This is a genomic window from Archangium lansingense (assembly GCF_026626635.1).
GTDB lineage: Bacteria > Myxococcota > Myxococcia > Myxococcales > Myxococcaceae > Archangium > Archangium lansingense.
The window spans coordinates 9,489,049-9,505,122 of the sequence record NZ_JAPNKA010000001.1 but is presented as its reverse complement, the minus strand read 5'-3'; the positions used below and the strand labels follow the sequence as shown (position 1 = coordinate 9,505,122).

15 protein-coding genes are annotated in these 16,074 nt (G+C 68.3%); 8 read left to right on the top strand and 7 right to left on the bottom strand.

Features of this window, described 5'->3' with window-relative positions; all coding sequences use genetic code 11:
* Window positions 1-50 precede the first annotated feature (50 nt).
* Window positions 51-944 carry a LysR family transcriptional regulator gene (locus OV287_RS37660; protein WP_267538869.1) on the top strand — a complete coding sequence of 298 codons (894 nt, stop codon included), beginning with the start codon at window positions 51-53 and terminating at the stop codon, window positions 942-944.
* 142 nt (window positions 945-1,086) lie between these two features.
* Window positions 1,087-1,929, top strand: coding sequence for an SDR family NAD(P)-dependent oxidoreductase (locus OV287_RS37655; RefSeq protein WP_267538868.1), 843 nt, complete (start codon window positions 1,087-1,089; stop codon window positions 1,927-1,929).
* A gap of 23 nt (window positions 1,930-1,952) precedes the next feature.
* Here the strand turns inward: OV287_RS37655 and OV287_RS37650 are convergent, their stop codons facing one another.
* Window positions 1,953-2,612, bottom strand: coding sequence for a hypothetical protein (locus OV287_RS37650; protein WP_267538867.1), 660 nt, complete (start codon window positions 2,610-2,612; stop codon window positions 1,953-1,955).
* A gap of 36 nt (window positions 2,613-2,648) precedes the next feature.
* Here OV287_RS37650 and OV287_RS37645 point away from each other — a divergent pair, with 36 nt between their 5' ends.
* Together OV287_RS37645 and OV287_RS37640 are read left to right on the top strand one after the other, a co-directional pair.
* Window positions 2,649-5,519, top strand: a complete 2,871-nt coding sequence (locus tag OV287_RS37645; RefSeq protein ID WP_267538866.1) for an aldo/keto reductase — start codon at window positions 2,649-2,651, stop codon at window positions 5,517-5,519.
* Window positions 5,520-5,657: 138 nt separating this feature from the next.
* The gene (locus tag OV287_RS37640; protein ID WP_267538865.1) at window positions 5,658-6,548 is read left to right on the top strand and encodes a hypothetical protein; all 891 of its coding nucleotides are present in this window, start codon (window positions 5,658-5,660) and stop codon (window positions 6,546-6,548) included.
* A gap of 74 nt (window positions 6,549-6,622) precedes the next feature.
* Here OV287_RS37640 and OV287_RS37635 read toward each other — a convergent pair whose 3' ends face one another.
* Window positions 6,623-7,435, bottom strand: a complete 813-nt coding sequence (locus OV287_RS37635) for an SDR family NAD(P)-dependent oxidoreductase (RefSeq protein WP_267538864.1) — start codon at window positions 7,433-7,435, stop codon at window positions 6,623-6,625.
* 112 nt (window positions 7,436-7,547) lie between these two features.
* Between OV287_RS37635 and OV287_RS37630 the strand changes: the two genes are divergently transcribed.
* The 4 genes from OV287_RS37630 (at window position 7,548) to OV287_RS37615 (ending at window position 11,356) form a co-directional block, all read left to right on the top strand.
* A complete protein-coding gene (locus OV287_RS37630) occupies window positions 7,548-8,162 on the top strand; it encodes a TetR/AcrR family transcriptional regulator (protein WP_267538863.1) in 615 nt (204 codons plus the stop codon).
* Between the two features lie 242 nt (window positions 8,163-8,404).
* Window positions 8,405-9,823 carry a reverse transcriptase family protein gene (locus OV287_RS37625; protein WP_267538862.1) on the top strand — a complete coding sequence of 473 codons (1,419 nt, stop codon included), beginning with the start codon at window positions 8,405-8,407 and terminating at the stop codon, window positions 9,821-9,823.
* Window positions 9,820-10,803 (top strand): TIGR02996 domain-containing protein, encoded by a 984-nt coding sequence (locus OV287_RS37620; RefSeq protein WP_267538861.1) that lies wholly within the window; start codon window positions 9,820-9,822, stop codon window positions 10,801-10,803. The genes OV287_RS37625 and OV287_RS37620 overlap by 4 nt, the downstream gene beginning before the upstream one ends.
* A gap of 133 nt (window positions 10,804-10,936) precedes the next feature.
* Complete coding sequence (locus OV287_RS37615; RefSeq protein ID WP_267538860.1) at window positions 10,937-11,356, top strand: MGMT family protein; 420 nt, start codon at window positions 10,937-10,939, stop codon at window positions 11,354-11,356.
* A 54-nt stretch (window positions 11,357-11,410) separates the two neighbouring features.
* Here OV287_RS37615 and OV287_RS37610 read toward each other — a convergent pair whose 3' ends face one another.
* From OV287_RS37610 to OV287_RS37590, 5 genes are read right to left on the bottom strand one after another with little or no spacing between them, the layout of a single operon-like run.
* Entirely contained in the window at window positions 11,411-12,181 is a 771-nt protein-coding gene (locus OV287_RS37610) for an SMI1/KNR4 family protein (RefSeq protein ID WP_267538859.1), read from the bottom strand.
* A gap of 50 nt (window positions 12,182-12,231) precedes the next feature.
* Window positions 12,232-12,996, bottom strand: coding sequence for an SMI1/KNR4 family protein (locus OV287_RS37605; RefSeq protein WP_267538858.1), 765 nt, complete (start codon window positions 12,994-12,996; stop codon window positions 12,232-12,234).
* 1 nt (window position 12,997) lies between these two features.
* The gene (locus tag OV287_RS56535; RefSeq protein WP_373371862.1) at window positions 12,998-13,969 is read right to left on the bottom strand and encodes a DUF4150 domain-containing protein; all 972 of its coding nucleotides are present in this window, start codon (window positions 13,967-13,969) and stop codon (window positions 12,998-13,000) included.
* On the bottom strand, window positions 13,966-15,033 hold the full coding sequence (locus tag OV287_RS37595) for a 3-oxoacyl-ACP synthase (RefSeq protein ID WP_267538857.1): 1,068 nt from the start codon (window positions 15,031-15,033) through the stop codon (window positions 13,966-13,968). The genes OV287_RS56535 and OV287_RS37595 overlap by 4 nt, the downstream gene beginning before the upstream one ends.
* Complete coding sequence (locus OV287_RS37590; protein WP_267538856.1) at window positions 15,030-16,067, bottom strand: DUF2169 family type VI secretion system accessory protein; 1,038 nt, start codon at window positions 16,065-16,067, stop codon at window positions 15,030-15,032. The genes OV287_RS37595 and OV287_RS37590 overlap by 4 nt, the downstream gene beginning before the upstream one ends.
* Window positions 16,068-16,074 lie beyond the last annotated feature (7 nt).

Genomic DNA, 16,074 nt, shown 5'->3' with positions numbered 1-16,074 from the left:
GCGCATGGACGAGCGCCGTTTCCGCGTACCTGCTATGCATTCCTGCATCCATGTTCGGCTGGGATGACGCCCGCTTCTTCCTCGAAATCCACCGCGCCGGCTCGCTGTCCGCCGCGGGGCGCAGGCTCCGGGTCAACCAGTCCACCGTGGGTCGGCGCCTGGCCGCGCTGGAGTCCGTGCTGAGAGTGCGCCTCTTCGACCGGACGCCCGGAGGCTACCTGCTGACGCCCGCGGGGGAGACGCTACTGCCCCGCGCCGAGCGCATGGAAGAGGAGGCACTCGCGGCGGCTCGGGACGTGGCGGGTGGGGAGGCTCGGCTCGCTGGCACCGTGCGACTCACCGCGCCGGAAGCGTTCGGCAGCCGCTTCCTCACCTCCCGGCTGGCGGGCTTCCACCAGCGCTACCCGGACATCACCCTGGAGCTGGTGGCCGACAACCGCACCTTCAGCCTCTCGCGCCGGGAGGCGGACGTGGCCCTGCGGCTGGCCCGGCCCGTTCAGCCCCTCCTCGTCACCCGGCAGGTGGCGGAGGTGGGCACCACGCTGTACGCCTCGAAGGGCTACCTCTCCGCTCGAAGGAAGCCCCGCACGCCGGACCTCTCCGGGCACCAACTCATTGGCTTCGACGAGACGTTCCAGCCCGAGGCGGAGGTGCGCTGGTTGGCTCAGCATGCCCGGAGCGCGCGCGTCGTCTTCAAGAGCAACAGCCCGCAGTCCCAGCTCGCGGCGGCCGAGGCCGGGTTGGGACTGGCCCTGCTGCCGTGCTACCTCGCGGACCCGGTGCCTGGACTCGTCCGGGTGCTTCCCGTCTCCAAGGGTGTGGTGCGTAGCTTGTGGCTCGTCCTTCACCGTGACCTGCGACACACCGCCCGGGTGCGTGCGCTGGCCGATTTCCTCGGGGAGACCCTCCACCGCGAGCGAGGAGCGCTGCGCGGTGGGCCCTGACTCAAGAGAAAGGCAAACCCCGATTACGTGAAATCCTGGATAGTCGGTAGATTTTTGCTGGATTACTGGAGAATTACAGCGTAGCTGGCGGTCCGCGCACTGCCGCTGGTGCACAAAAGGTGCTCATGAAACGAGGGTGGCCATGACGAAGGACTTCCTGAAGGACCAGGTGTGCCTGGTGACAGGTGGGGCTCAGGGAATCGGCTGGGCGACGGCGCGGCGGCTCGCGGAGGCCGGAGGCACGGTGTACGTGTGCGACATCTCCGAGGAGCACCTGGCGGCGGCACCGGCGCGAGCGGCCGAGCTGCCCTGGCCCGAGCGCTTCCACTTCTCCCGTTGTGACGTCTCGGACCGCAAGCAGGTGGATGCGTGGTGCGCGAGCGTCCTGGAGAAGGAGGGCCGCGTCGACGTCCTCGTCAACAACGCTGCCTTCGTGCGGTGGGAGACCGTGCTCGACATGCCCGTGGAGGACGTGGAGCGGACGATGGCGGTGGGCTTCAACGCCATCGTCTACACCATCCACGCGCTGCTCCCCTCCATGCTGGCGAAGGGGCGGGGCCTCATCGTCAACGTCGGCTCGTCCGCGGGGCGCGTCTTCGTGGGCAACTCGTCCGCGGCCTATGCGGCGGTGAAGGCGGCGGTGGACGGGTACACGCAGATGCTGCAAGGGGAGCTGCGGGGTACGCCCGTGCACGCGATGCTCGTCCGCCCCGGGACGGTGGCGGGGACGGAGTTCTTCGGCAAGCACGTGCCCTCCACGCGGATGCCGCGGCTGGCGGACTTTGTACGGCCCCTGAGTCCCGATGAGGTGGCGGAGGCCATCCTCGAGGGACTCGAGCGGCGCAGGCCCATCGTGGACGTGCCCCGCTCATTAGGCGTCTTCTACGCGATCTTCGAGCACGCGCCGGGCGTCATGCGCTGGCTGACGCGCGTGGGCGGCAGCGCCCGGAGCGATTTCGGAATTCTTCCGAGTCGGTCCAGCTGAGGCGCGAAAGCGGTTGGGTGGCTTCAGCCGGCGGAGCTCAGGCGCGCGGCGAGGACGCTCTGGACGGACTTCGCCACCTCCTGGGTGTTGGGAAGCAGCTCGTCGGGCAGCCAGTAGTAGAGCGTCCGGCCCTCGGCATCCACCCGGGCGCGGGTGAAGGACATGCCCGCCGCCTCGGCCCGCTCGTTGCTCTGGGGCAGGCAGCGGCGGCATAGGCACGGCAGGGGCCCCTGTGCATCGTGGGCCGTGAGGTTGATGCGTGTCTCCTCGACGGCACCTCCCGAGCCCCCCACTGCTCCCAGCAGCAGCGCCACGTCCCCGGTGGCCAGCGCCCGCGGCGTCTGGAGGGACATGCCCAGGGCCCCCTTCGCCGCTTGAATGCCCTTACCGGACTCGAAGCGGATGCGGGGGATGAGGGCGGTGACGTCGGTGATGGGCACCCGGTTGGGAGGGGCGTGCCACTCGTTGTCCTTGAACCTGAGCCCCTCGAGCACCGCCACCAGCCAGAGCGACTCCGAGGGAGGCCGCACGGTGAAGAGGAAGAGCCGCCCGCCGGCGCGCAGCGGCTCCAGGTGCTTGCTGGCGCTGCGATAGCGATCGACGGGGAGCACCTCGCCAGGGGCACGGCCGGCTGCTTCCTTCTCGAACACGGCCTTGCTGATGATCGCCAGCATGTCGGGCATGTCCTGACTCTACCAGGGCGCATAGAGTCCGCGTCCATGGGCCTCCTGGATTCGGCCGCGGTGCGACTGCTCGATGAAAACGCGGAAGTGCGCCGCGAGGCGGTGGATGCCGTCGACACCTTGGTGCCGCCGGGCCGTTTCGCCTTGCGTCAGGCCCTGCTGACGGACGAGGACGCCGAGGTCCGGGCCTCTGCCGCGCGCCGTCTGGGAGACGCCCGGGATGGGCGCTTCGTCTCGGCCCTGCTCGAGGCCCTGGGCGATCCGATGCCCAGTGTCCGCGATCGGGCCTGGCGCGCCCTGGCCCGGCTGGGTGCGGAAGCGCTACTGGCGCGGGTGCCACGTGCCATTCGCGAGGAGCCGGTCTGGTGGGTACGCCGCGCCGCCATCCGGGCCGCGGCTTCGGTGGCGGGGTCGGGGGCCCTGGAACTCCTGCTGGAGGCGCTGGAGGATCCTTTCTGGCGAGTTCGCAACGCGGCGGTGCAGGCCCTGGCCTGGTTGGGAGAGGCGGACGCGCTCGTGCGGCAGCGGGTGCGCGACGTGGCGGACGGTTCCCGGAATGGCGCGGTCAAGGCCGCCGGCGCCTACCTGGAGGGTGTGTGGGGTGGGGCGGCGCTGGCTCCAGTGACTCCGCCCCTGTTTGGGTCCGAGCTGCCTCAGGTTCCCGCAGGGGCCCTCGACAACGAGGACCCGGCGGTGGTGACGGCGCGGCTCGAACGGATGCCCGCCTCGGACGTGCCTGTGTCCGAACTGGTGAAGTGGCTCGGAGATCCCCACGAACCGCTGCGGGCCCTGGCGCGACGCCGGTTGCGCGAGCGGCGTGAGCCGGAGGCCCTGCGGCTCGCGCTGCGGTGGTTGGACGAGCCGCGTGTCCCGCATGCCGCGGACGAGGTTCGTGCCCTGCTCGAACGGCTCGACCTGGACGACGTGTCACTCGCTTCCCGGATTCTCGACGAGCCGCCGCGGGCGGGCGCGGTGGGGCTGGCGGCATGGGTGGCCGCGCGCAGGGCACACCCGGGTTTGCTGGAGCGGGTCCGGCCACTGGCTCGGCATCCCGTGCCCGCGGTGCGACGTGCGGCACTCTCGGGGCTCGTCCATGACCCGGAGAGCCGGGCGCTGGTCCTGTCCGCTCTCGAGGACTCCGATGAGACGGTGCGCGAGGTGCTGCTCTCCTCGTGGGAGCGGCGGCCGGTGGCACCGGAGTCGCTCGAGGCCCATGCTCGTGCGTTGGTTGTCTTCGCGCCTGCTGCCCGCTCTCCTCGCGAGCGCCGGGCCGTGGCGGAGGCGGCGGTCTTCCTGGAGGACGAGGCACTGCTGGCTCGGGCCGCGGAGGACCTGGACCCTTCCGTTCGTGCGGTGGCGTTGGCCGCGCTCGCGCGACGTGGGGTGTTCTCCGAAGCGGAGCTGCTCGCGGCGTCCGTGCACGAGGACCCGTGGATTCGCGCCGCCGTGTTGGACACGGAGTCGGCGCGCGCCGCGAGTGCGAGCGACCTGGATCCATCCGTGCGCCGCGCGGCGATGCAGCTCCTTGTGTCCCGCAGATACGAGCTGTCCGTCTCGGAGTTGCGCTCCGTGGCGCTCCTGGGCGCGGGAGGGCAGGACCCGTGGATCCGCGCCCGTGCGGCGGAGCTGCTCCAGGTGGAGGGCGAGCGGGAGGAGCTGAGTGCGTTGCTGCGCCTGTCGCTCGATACGTCGCCCATGGTCCGGGCCGCGGCTGCCTCGGGGCTGGAGGCGTGCGCCACGCTCGACGAACGCCTGGCGGAACTGCTGCACGGGCCTGGGCATGAGCAGGCCGAGGACGTTCGCGTCTCCGCCTATACGTGGTTGCTCCGCCGGGCGGATGGTCCCGCCTTCGAGCGCCTGTGCGCTGCTTTGCGCGGCACCTCCGAACCGGAGCGGGTGGCCTCGCACCTGGAGGCCCTGACGCTCGTCTTCCCCGACGAGGCTTTCGCTGCGGCCCCTGACCTCGAGCGGCGACGGCCCACGCGTCCCCAGCGGGCGAAGGCGGGCCCGGTGAGAGCGGCACCGGAGTTCCCGCCGCACTCCTCCCGGCGGCCCCTGGGTCGGACGGGGTTGAGTGTCTCGCCACTCGTGCTCTCGGGTGCTCACGGCCTGTCGGTCGGCGCGCTGGCCGAGGCCCATGAGGCCGGCGTGAACGCGTTCTTCTGGGAGCCTCGCTACATGGAGCTCACGCGCTTCCTGCGCTCCGGCCGTACCCGGAGGGACGGGCTCGTGGTGGTGGCCGGCACGTACCATTCGGGGGCCGAGGCCATCCGCCGGGACGTGCGCGCCGCGCTGCGGCTGCTGCGAACGGATCGGCTGGACGTCTTCCTACTGTTCTGGGTGCGCTCGCGCGAGCGGCTGGACGCGGAGAACTTCGAGACCCTCGAGGCCCTGCGTGCCGAGGGCCGCATCCGTGCCTTCGGCTTCTCCACCCACCACCGGGACATTGCGCTGGAGGCCCTGCGCCAGCACCCCTGGCCGGTGGTGATGACCCGCCACAGCGCCGCGCACCCGGGGGCGGAGTCAGCGCTCTTCCCCGAGGCCCTCGCGCGTGGGACGGGCGTGCTGACCTTCACCGCCACCTGCTACGGACGCCTCTTGCGGCCCGCACCCGGCGAGCCCGCGGACCTTGCGCTCCCCAGCGCCGTGGACTGTTACCGCTACGCGCTGTCCCAGCCCGGGGTAGGGGCGTGCCTCAGCGCGCCGCGCAACCACCGCGAGCTGAGGCAGAACCTGGAGGTGCTCGACCGTCCCTGGATGATGCCGGACGTGCTGGCGGCGATGCGGGCCCACGGCGAGCGAGTGCGGGCGGGCAATCAGCGCTTCAATGCCCTCGTGCGGCAGGCCCCCGGTGGTACGCGCGACACCCTGCTGGCGCTGCTCGACGAGGAGTCGTCCGACTTCTGACCACCTCATCGCCCTGTCCGGCACTTCACACGGAGAACGTTCACTGGCAGCGGTGGCGGTGGGCAGTGAAGCACCTGGACGGGCCCGAACCGCGACACTTCCTCATGGGCCCATCTTCAGGGGTCCGGGGAGGACACCATGAAAGTCACGGCATTGTTCGGAGTGATCGTCCTGGTTCTCGTTGGAGGCTGCGGCCCGGTGGAGGAACCCGCCAACCTGTCCGGGGAGCCTGGACACACGGCGGTTCAAGCACTCGAGGATGGCAACGGACTGGCCTTCAACGGACTGGCCTTCAACGGACTGGCCTTCAACGGACTGGCCTTCAATGGGCTCGCCTTCAACGGCCTGTCCAGCAGCAGCTTCTCGTCCTGGTTCCAGCAGCGCCCGGCGGATGCCAACCTCTTCATGAAGTACCTGATCCATTGCTCCGTCCCGGCCGGACAGACGCGGACGTACTCGAATGGCTCGACCACCTATGTCTGGAACGGTGGCCTGGGACTGGCACCGGCCTGGTCCAACGGCTCGCCAGCCACCCTGGAGGAGCAGCAGACCGTGTCCGCGTGCCTGGCCGCCCTCGTCAATAAGTACGGACGCACCGTGCAGATCTCCGTCTTGGGCTCCAACGCATGGGGCCAGCCCATCCCCACCACGGCCTCGGAGCGGAACAACTTCACGCTGCGGGAGGCCTGCTTCTTCGGGAACCTCTTCAACGGCGAGGGGCTCTTCGTCGGAAACGACCAGGGCCTGTTTCCCCCGGGGCAGAGCAGCCTCCGCGCCTGTGCGCTCTCGGGCGGCAACGCGTGCCCGCCGCTCACCCATATCGGGAGCTGCCACGCACGTTGCCAGCACGACATCTCGGGGTCGTACTTCACGAGGTGCACCTTCAACGGTGTCACCTATCACCCCCTCACCACCCGGCTCCGCTACCAGGACATCCACACGTGCGGTGACGGCATCTGCCAGCCCTCCGAGTCCTGCGGCAACGGCCTGAGCGCCAACAGCTGCCGCGACTGCGGCACCTGCGGCTGAGCCCGGAGGAAATGAAACGGGCGTCACCGGCGGGGGGATGAACATCCTCCCTGGCCGATGCCGTCCTGTGAATCTCAGGCGCTGAGCAGGCGAGCCGTGGTGTCCCGCACCGCGCGCCGTGTGGCCTCGTCCTCGGCGACGGCGGGCCACGGCTGCTCCTCCTCTTCGACGAGCCAGCGCGCCTCGCCAGCGGGAGACCAACGCTCGCGCGCGAGGATCCGTGCGAGGCGTGCGGCACATACCTCGGGTGCTTCCCAGCCGCGCTTCACGAGCGACAACAGCCAGCCGATCGGTCCCGGGCGGGCCCCGAGGTCCGTGCGCACCACGCCGGGGTGGAGGACGACGACATCGAGCTCCGGGTGAGCGGTCGCTACGTCGCGCATGGCGAGGGCGAAGCAGAGCTTGGTGTTGCAGTAGGTGCGAATGCTGGAGAAGTCCTCACCGGTGGGAGTGCGGGCCGCGTCGAAGTGGCCCTTGATGATCAATCCAGCGCTCACCACCATGATGCGGCGCAGGCGCCCGGCCTCGAGAAGCGCCTGCTGCATCACGAGCGGCGCCAGATGATTGACGACGAATGCGGCCTCGAGGCCATCAGGGTTGAGCACCCGCTTGGACGGCCATAGCCCGGCGTTGTGGATGAGCGTCGAGCCCGGGGTGACGATGTCCGCGAGCCGCTGTCCGAGCGCCCGGGCCTCTTCCTTGGTGGAGAGGTCACCCGGTACGGCGATGGCGCGGCCGCCCTTCTGCTCGATGGCGGCGACGAGGGCCTCCAGGCGGGCGCGGTCTCGGGCGACGAGGACGAGGCGAGCTCCGTGCTTCTCTGCGAGGGCGAGGGCCAGTGCGTGGCCGATACCGCGCGAGGCGCCGGTGAGGATCAAGTCAGCCATGGGGACAGCCTGACAGGCCGGTCTCGAAAGTGGAAGATTATTCCACTTTCAGTCAGCGTGCCCACCCCGGGGTGGTCGACCTCGAACGATGCTCCGCATAGGGTGGGGGCGCATGGAACCCGCTCGACGTGATGGCCAGAAACGGCGCGAGGCGCTCCTGGATGCGGCGCTGCGGTGCTTCGCGGAGCGGGGCGTGCTCGGCACGGGCATCGAGGAGATCCGGCGGGCGGCGGGGGCGAGTCCCTCCAGCGTCTACCACCTGTTCGATGGGCTCTCCGGGCTCACGCTCGCGTTGCTGACGCGCACCTTCGAGCGTCTCTTCACCCACCTCGCCGGGAGGGTGTTGCCAACGGCCACCGCGGAGGCCGCGGTCGTCGCCCTCGTCGATGGCCATCTCGAGTGGATTCTGAGCCACCAGGACGAGGGGCGCTTCATGTATCAGGCGATGGCCCTCGAGCTCGGCGCCGACACGATGGACTCCCTGCAGGCGAGGAAGGCCGAGCTGCTGACCCCCATTGTCGTCCACCTGAGCCGCTTCATCGACCAGGGGACGCTGCCGCAGTGGTCCCCTCTGGTCTTCGACGTGGTGCTGCTCGGCCCGAGTCACGAGTCCTGCCGTCGATTCCTCGCGGGTGCTCCGTTGGAGCCCTCGTGGATGCGGGAGACGCTGCCCCGTCTTGCCTGGCAGAGCGTCAAGCCCCGGCGATCGCGCCGGACTCGCACGTGAAGCGAGGGCGCTCTTTCCAGTCCGCTCCGGTTGTGGTCAGCTTGTCCCCGGTGCTCCTGGGGTCGTGTGCAGCCAGCCTTCCGTCCGCGATGTCACGTCGCGGCTGCTGACGTTACCCATTGAAGAACGATGCAGTACGAGGTCCGCCTCGCGGGCTACCCTGACCTCGTCTGCCTCTGCCGTGCAGGTGGCGGCGGCTCCAGGAGCACCGGTTTCATCCTTGGCCGTCCCGGGTACAGCACATGAACCTCGCCAGCCTCCTCCTCGAGCTCAAGCCCCTGCTGGCGGACCCCGATACCCACTTCGAGCGCATCACCGAGTTGCTGGAGCGCCATCAGGGTCTGGCCGAGTACGAGGTGGCGCGCTTCTACGTGAGTCGCCTCTGGCAGGAGCCCGTCGAGCGCAAGCTGCGCAGCGTGGACCCTCGCGAGCGGCTGAAGGGGGTACGGCACCTGCCGCTGCTCTTCTCCAGCATGACGGCGGCCCGGCTGCTCCGCCATCGGGTGAAGGATTCGGACACGCGCGTGTCTCAGACCGCACGTGCCGCGGTGCGCAAGCTGGGGCTCGCGGATGTGGCGCCGCCGGATCTCCGGGGAGATCCCCGCTACCGCCATGGGGCCGTGGGCGGGTGGAATCCCACTGGCTGGAACTTCGGCCTCTTCGCCAGTGAGATGCGCGGCTTCCGGCGGGTAAAGCGCCCTCCGCCCACCACGGGCGAGCTGCCCCCACTGCGCACCCGGGCGGATGTGGCGGAGCTGGTAGGCGTGGAGGAGTCCGCGCTCGATGCGTTGATGCGTCCGGGCACGGAGGCCGGCTCGGGGTACGTTGAGTTCGAGGTTCCCAAGCGCTCGGGCGGGGTGCGCCGCATCTCGGCGCCGCGCCAGAAGCTCAAGGAGGTCCAGCGGGCCATCCTCGACAAGGTGCTCGCGCGCATGACGCCGCACCCGGCCGCGCACGGCTTCATCGAGGGCCGCTCCACGGTGAGCAATGCCGAGCCCCACGTGGGGGCCATGGCGGTGGTGCGGGTGGACCTGGAGGACTTCTTCCCCACGGTGCACTTCCGCCGGGTGAAGGGTCTGTTCGAGGCGCACGGCTATGGCGAGGAGGTGTCTGGAGTGCTCGCCGGGCTCACCACGCACCGGCCGAAGCTGCCGGACGGGACGGTGGTCTGGCCGGGCATGCTGCCGCAGGGCGCGCCGACTTCACCGGCGATTGCCAACCTTGTCTGCCGGCGCATGGATGCGCGCCTCACCGCGCTGGCCGGGAAGTTCGGCGCCACCTACACCCGCTACGCGGATGACCTGTCCTTCTCCTTCCGAGCGCCCCCCGAGCGCCTGGGTCGCTTCTTCTGGTGGCTCAACGCCATCCTCCAGCAGGAGGGCTTCACGGAGAACAGCCCGAAGCGGCGGGTGATGCGCCAGGGCTCCCGCCAGCGTGTGACGGGCCTCACGGTGAATCAGAAGGTCTCCATCCCGCGTGAGGATCGGCGCCGTTTCAAGGCCATCCTCGCCAACTGCCGCAAGCACGGGGTGGCCTCGCAGGCGAGGGGCCGGCCGGACTTCGAGCGCTGGCTGGAAGGCTACGCGGCCTACGTCCGCATGGTGCACCCGGAGCTGGGCTCGCGCTGGCAGCACGAGGTGAAGGAGTTGCTCGGCCGATGAGTCCCCTCCGCGAGTTGCTGGCACGGGTGGCTGCCCACCCAAACGAGATGGAGGCCCGTCTGGCCTGTGCGGAGTCCCTCCGCGAGAAGGATGCTCCGCGCGCTGAGCTCATTCGAGCGCAAGTGGCGCTCACGGGGCGGGGGATGGATCCGGCGCGGCGGCTCACGTTGCGCAAGCGGGTGGACGCGCTGCTGCGAGAGCACGGGAAGGCGTGGTTGGGCGGGCTGAAGGCCCTGGGCGCGTCCGGCTTCGAGCTCAGCCGAGGCTTCGTCGAGGAGGTGTCCCTCTCGGAGAAGAGCCTCGCGGAGCATGGGGAGACGCTGCTCGCGCTCGAGCCCATTCACCGGTTGCGGCTCGAAGTCGGGGATGGGACGGGGCTGGCGAAGGCCATGGCGCAGCCCTGGTTCGAGCAGATCCGCTGGCTGAAGCTGACGGGGGACGAGCCCGCGGATGAGGCGGTGCGGGCGCTCGCCACCGCCGCGCATGCCGGGCGGTTGGAAGGGTTGGCGCTCTCCAACGTGGACCCGGAGGGGGTGGCCGCGCTGGCCGAGAGCGCGGTGCTGACGAGCCTGCGCTGGCTCAGCCTGACGGGGAATGACGGGAGCGGGGACGAATTCGCCGAGGCGCTCGCGGAGAGCCGCTTCTCGCTGGAGCGCCTGTACTTGTCGGGTACCGGCATCTCCGAGGAGGGCATCGCCGCCCTGGCGGGCTCGGAGCGGCTCGGGTCGCTCGAGCTGCTCGCCCTCAACCGCAACGATCTCGGCGACGAGGTCGCGGAGGTGCTCGCGGGCAGCGAGGTGTTGGTGAACCTTCAGCGGCTCGAACTGGCGCGCAATGAGCTGAGCGAGGAGGGGGCGCTGGCCTTCCGGCTCAAGAAGGCGCTGCCGAAGCTGCGCCTGTTGGATCTCCGGGACATGGGGCTCTCGGCCCGGGAGCTGGCGCCGCTACTGAAGCGGCTCGGCAAGGGCGTGTATCTCTAGAGCCCTGTTTCCGACCGGGCACGGGGGCGCCTGCCTACTCCACGTGTCGGGTCATGTATATGACGGCGGACGTAATACCGACTTCCCTGGACAGGGTCTCTGAGGTAGTACGCGAGACCTGACTGGAGAAGACATGTCCACGACCGTTACCATCACCATGCAGGAGCGAAGGTTTTTCGAGCGCATCTACCAGGTCGTCGAGCAGGTGCCGCACGGCCAGGTGTCCACCTACGGTGACATCGCGATCATCGTGGGAGGCGGTTGCGATGCACGCGTTGTAGGGCTCGCGATGGGGGACCTGGGGCCGCGCGCGGCCAAGGTGCCCTGGCAGCGGATCATCAACCGCTCGGGCGGCATCAGCACGCAGGGGTACAACCAGAAGGAGCTGCTGGTCGCCGAGGGCGTCGAGTTCGACGAGAAGGGCAAGGTGTATCTCGACCGGTTCCGCTGGCCCGGGCCAAGTCAGGAGTGGGCGACGAAGCACGGCTTCACCCCGCTGCCCGCGCGCAGCTCGGGCAAGGAGGAGGATAAGTCGCAGATGCGCCTGTTCTGAGCCACCCGGGCGCGAGTCTGATGCACCGGCTCGCGCCGGGCCTCAGGCGAGGGGCTATTTCGAGGCAGGAACGGGTGGCAGTCGTCTACTGAGTTCATCCGCCAGATGGTGCAGTTGCACGGCATCATGTGCCGCGAGCGAGAGGCGCACGGGCTCACCCGGGTTGGGGCTGATGATGGCGGTGGCGTCCTGCCGATCGAAGTAGCGCACGACGACGGTTGATTCGGGGTGCCGCTCGAATCCGAGCTGCTCGAGGATGGCGGCGCCTCTTTCGACTTCCTCAGGAGAATGCGCGTCGAAGAAGAGGGTCCGCTGGTGTTTGAACTGGGGCCAGCGGTACTGCAGATAGGCCTTTGCAAAGAGCGCTTCGTAGAGGGTGGGGTCCACGAGATCGAAGACGCGGATGGACTCGGGGAATTCGTGGGGACGCTCTGCCGGAGGGTAGGTGGTGAGCGCGAATTCACCCGAGTCCTCGTCCTGGCTCAATTCGATAGGCCTCTCGTAGATCTCGCGGCTGTTACCGTAAGGACCGTAACGGGAGATGCCGATGGCGGGAGGGCTGTCGCGATCGGCTTCCTCGCTGGAGTAGTGCCGGATGAGGGTTTCGATGCGGAAGTCTCCGTCCTGGAAGGACATCCCGCCCATCCGGCGACCCATGACACGGAGGAACTCGACATAGGGCTCGGGCAGAGGTTGGCCCACGAGCGCCTGGAGTCTCTCGATTTCCTCTGGGGAGCATCCTTCGATTTCAGTGTGGAAGGAGGGGTGATACCGCGCGATGGCGGAGATCAACTGCTCCATCCTGTTTGTCTGGGGGGAACTCAAGCCGCTCTCCTGTGATGTAGGCATCGCCGGTGGAGACGTGGATTTCGAAATCACCCAGGAGCGATGAGGTGGAGTTGCTGCGCTAGGACATCCGAGACCTTGAGCAACTCTCGCCGATCGTAAGCTGCCAGGGAAAAGAGTAGAGGGGCGCCTATGGGGCGGCTTCGGCTGAGAACGACCGTACAGGTTGGACGTTCGTAGTACGTCACTGCAGCGCTCGACTGCGGATGGCGTGTGAAACCCAGTTTCTTTAGCGGCAACTCAGCCTGTTCCTGTTCGAGCTTGATGCGAGTCTCAGGATTCTCGGCGAGAGAACCCCTCTGCGGAAAACGCGAAACGTGGAAGCCGAAGAAAGCCTTGGAGAAGACAAACTCGTAGAGAGAGGACGCCAGCCAGTCCAACTGCTCGATGATCCTGGGAAACTCCTCGACTCTCTCTGGCGTCGGAAACCGAACCACCTGGGGATCTGGGGTACCACAGTCCAGGTAGAAGTCGTAATAGGGGTCATCTTCCGCGAGGCCGAACAGCAGATAGCGCTCTGGCGGACGCGGTATGTTTTTGTTGGAGTGATACGCTAGAACAGGCCCGAAGGAGAAGACGTCGGAATCCTGGAACAGTTGCAGCGGCCCGGTGCTGTGCCCCATGAGTTGCAGGAACTCGATGTAGGAAGGAGGGATCGGCTGACCGACGGCCGCTTGGAGTTGAGAAATTTCGGCGGGACTGCACCCTCGGATTTCGTCGGCGAAGGATGGATGATACTGGGTAATGGCTTGGACCACTGCCTGCATTCGGGTTTCTGTGCTCTTGATAGACATGTCAATTGGTCTTCAGATCGACGGTGGTCGTTCCATTGCCCTGCTGTGGACACAGAAGGGCAGGGAGGAGCTTTTTGCAGGTTGGACAGGATTCGTAGTGGTGACCGTTACGTCGGCCTTCCTCGTTGATGGGGCCCACCCAGAACTCCGTCATGGATTTGATTTCAAGTCCTAACCTCCTGGCCTCGGAGATGAGCTTTTGGGCCGCGCAACTGCCGACAGGAGGGCCTTTGAATTCTGGACTGCGTTCTACGTGGATTTTCTGGCCGCCGAGGCTCTTCCATTCGATGGGCGAAGGTGGCTTGGGCTTTACGATGAATTTCTGGATTTCGGTGTTGCCGGAATGCAACTGCAGGAAGACCGTTTTACCAGTTTTGGGATGCCGGCAGCGCAGCACACCGGCCATGTAACCTTTCTTCTGGTCACGGACACGCTTGTGCGGAGGGCATCTTTTGTAGAGTTTCTGGGCCGCCTTTTCGCTGCGCTTGTCCGACTTCAACTCGTGCCCCGCCGGGTTGCCGCAGATGGGGCACTTGTCGTCTGCGCCATAGGTCAGGCCAACGCTGGGCTTGCCGGTAGCGGCGTTGCCTCCCGTGTTGACCGCGTTGCCGTTGTGCAGGCAGATGTCGAGGAAGCGGACGACGTTCTTGCCCTCGAACTTCACGTCCGGGCTGAAGGTGGCCCACGTCACCTTGCCCTTCGTCTTGGCGGAGATGATGCCGCCACCCGCGGTGCCCGCCTCGTCTCCCGTACTGGTGCTCAGGTTGGAACTGCTGAGGGCCACGGGGTGCCCCTCGATCGACACCTTCTTGGTTCCCTTGGCCAGGTCTGAGTCCCGTGCCACGTTGACGTAGGGCACCGGCACCGGGCCACCCGGCGAGGGCGTCTTGCACACGTCCGGCACCGGGCATGTCTGGGTCTGCCCATCTCCCGCGTTGAGCGCCATGCGCCCGTTGACGAAGACGTGACTCATGCGTGCACCTCCACCATACATGCTCCGATGTGACCGCCGTCCGAGCTTCCATACACCAATGTCCGCCAAGGGCCCGGTCGGGCCTCGCCCCAGCCGCCCCGGGCATGCAGCGCCATGCCCACCTGGATGACGCCCGCCGCCGCTCCCGGATCCCCCAGGCTCCCGGCGATGACTTCTCCCGCCAACGGTTCGGGCAGCAGGCTGGCGTTGCGCAGGTAGGCGTGCGTGAACTCCCGGCCCCAGAACGCCTCCGTGGGCTGGCATGAGAGGAAGAAATCCGCGCGCCGGGTACCCGCCACCGGGTGGGCACGCAACCGCCGGAAGGCCTCGGTCAGCCCGTGGCCAAGAGGTGGTTGGGATTGCAGGAAGTGGCGCTCGTCCCTGGCGAGCGCGCAGCCCAGCACCAGACCTCGTGCCTCGGTGGCGCGCGTTTCCAGCCCGCCCGCTCTCGCCAGCAGCACGAAGCCCGCCCCTTCGCCGGGGATGATGCCGTCCCGGTTGGGACCCCCGAGCGTACGCCCCCGGGCAGCCAGCATCCGCAGGGATTCACGGTCGCAGAGCGAGTCCACTGCACCCACGAGGACGAACGGGTAACGCTTGGAGTCCAGCATCTCGCCGGCCCAGCACAGCGCCTGGAAGAAGGCGGCCCGGCCCCGGGCAAGCAATCCCCCGTCCGCGAGCTGGAGGCGCCAAGCCGCGCCCGCTTCCAGCACCGCCCGGGCCAGTTTCTGCCCGTCCAGGGGCGCGCCACCCTCCGGCTCCGGAAGCCCCAGCACGACGGGGAGCGGGTGTTTCCCAGGTGGCGGAGCGCCCCGCATGCAATCCTCGAGTGCCGTGACCGCCATGGCGGCCATGCGCTCGCCGCGAGGCAGCCCCTCTTCCAGCGGTTTCAGCACGGAGGCCCGGACGGGCTCTCCCCGGATGTCCTCCACGTCGGTCTGGAACATGCGGACGGTGCCTGCGGCCACCTCCGCCTGCGTGGTCCGTGCGGTGAGCCCCAGGGGCGTGCACAGTCCCAGGCTCATGATGGCGAGCGGCTGGTTTCCCATGTCCGGAGGGCTCATCCGTCCTCCCACGATTCCAACTCGCGCACGAGTGTCTGTTCATGGTTGGCGAGCTCGCGCTCCGCCGGGAATGCCACTCGCCAGTACAGCCGGAGCAGCCGCTCGTCAGGTTCCAGCAGCACTGCATCCAGGCGCAGGCGCCGACGCTCGGTCCGGTCGCGGAACACCGCGCTGGCCACTAGCCGGGGGCGAGGCAGGTGGAAGCTGAACATGCCATCCGGGGAGAGTCCGCTCAGGACCACCGGCTCTCCTCCTTCCAACCATGGGGTCGCCACCAGTCCTGGTGAGGCCGCCTGGAAGAAGCGCACATCGAAATCGAGTGGCCACAAGGGGGCCCGCTGGTCAATCCATTTCTGATTGTAGGTCCCCCCGTATGCCAGGCGTGGTTGCCACGCCCGCGCGATGGCTCCGAAGCCCGCAGGCGGCACCCGCTCCGTGGGAGAGGCGAGGAGGCGCAGGGGATCCTCCAGGTTGGGCAGTGGTTGATCCACGGCGTCTCGTCCTTCGGGGTGGAAGCCTCGCCCGAGCGGGTTGCGGTCTTCATATGCACAAGGGCGCTCCCCCTCCCGGGGGGCGGGGCCGCCGAAGCTGCGCTCGTAGCGTAGCGGCATGGACTCGAACGGTTCAGGGGATGACGGACGCCAGCCGGTGATGCCCCGCCGCCACACCCGGTCCCCGAATACCTGGAGGCCCTTGCGGCAGGCACCCACTCGGACCGCCACCTGCATCTCCTTCACCGGACGTCCGAGTGGCGCCCAGGCCTGTCCGTTCAAGTAGATGTCCGTGCCGGGCCGGAAGTAAGTCGATTGGCCTTCGTACCGCAAGCTGGAGGTGCCCGGCTCGCCCCAGTACACGTCCTCGGGCACGGGCTCCGGTTGCTCATCGGCCATAGGCAATTCCTCGGGTCCTGGCTTTCCAGGCCCGGGTAGGCGGAACGAGCCACAGAGGCAGATGACCAGCGTGTCCGCGCCCTCCTTGTCGATGGACAAGAAGTCCCTGGCCGCGAAAGCAGTGGTGTTCTCGATGATGGGCATGCGGGGA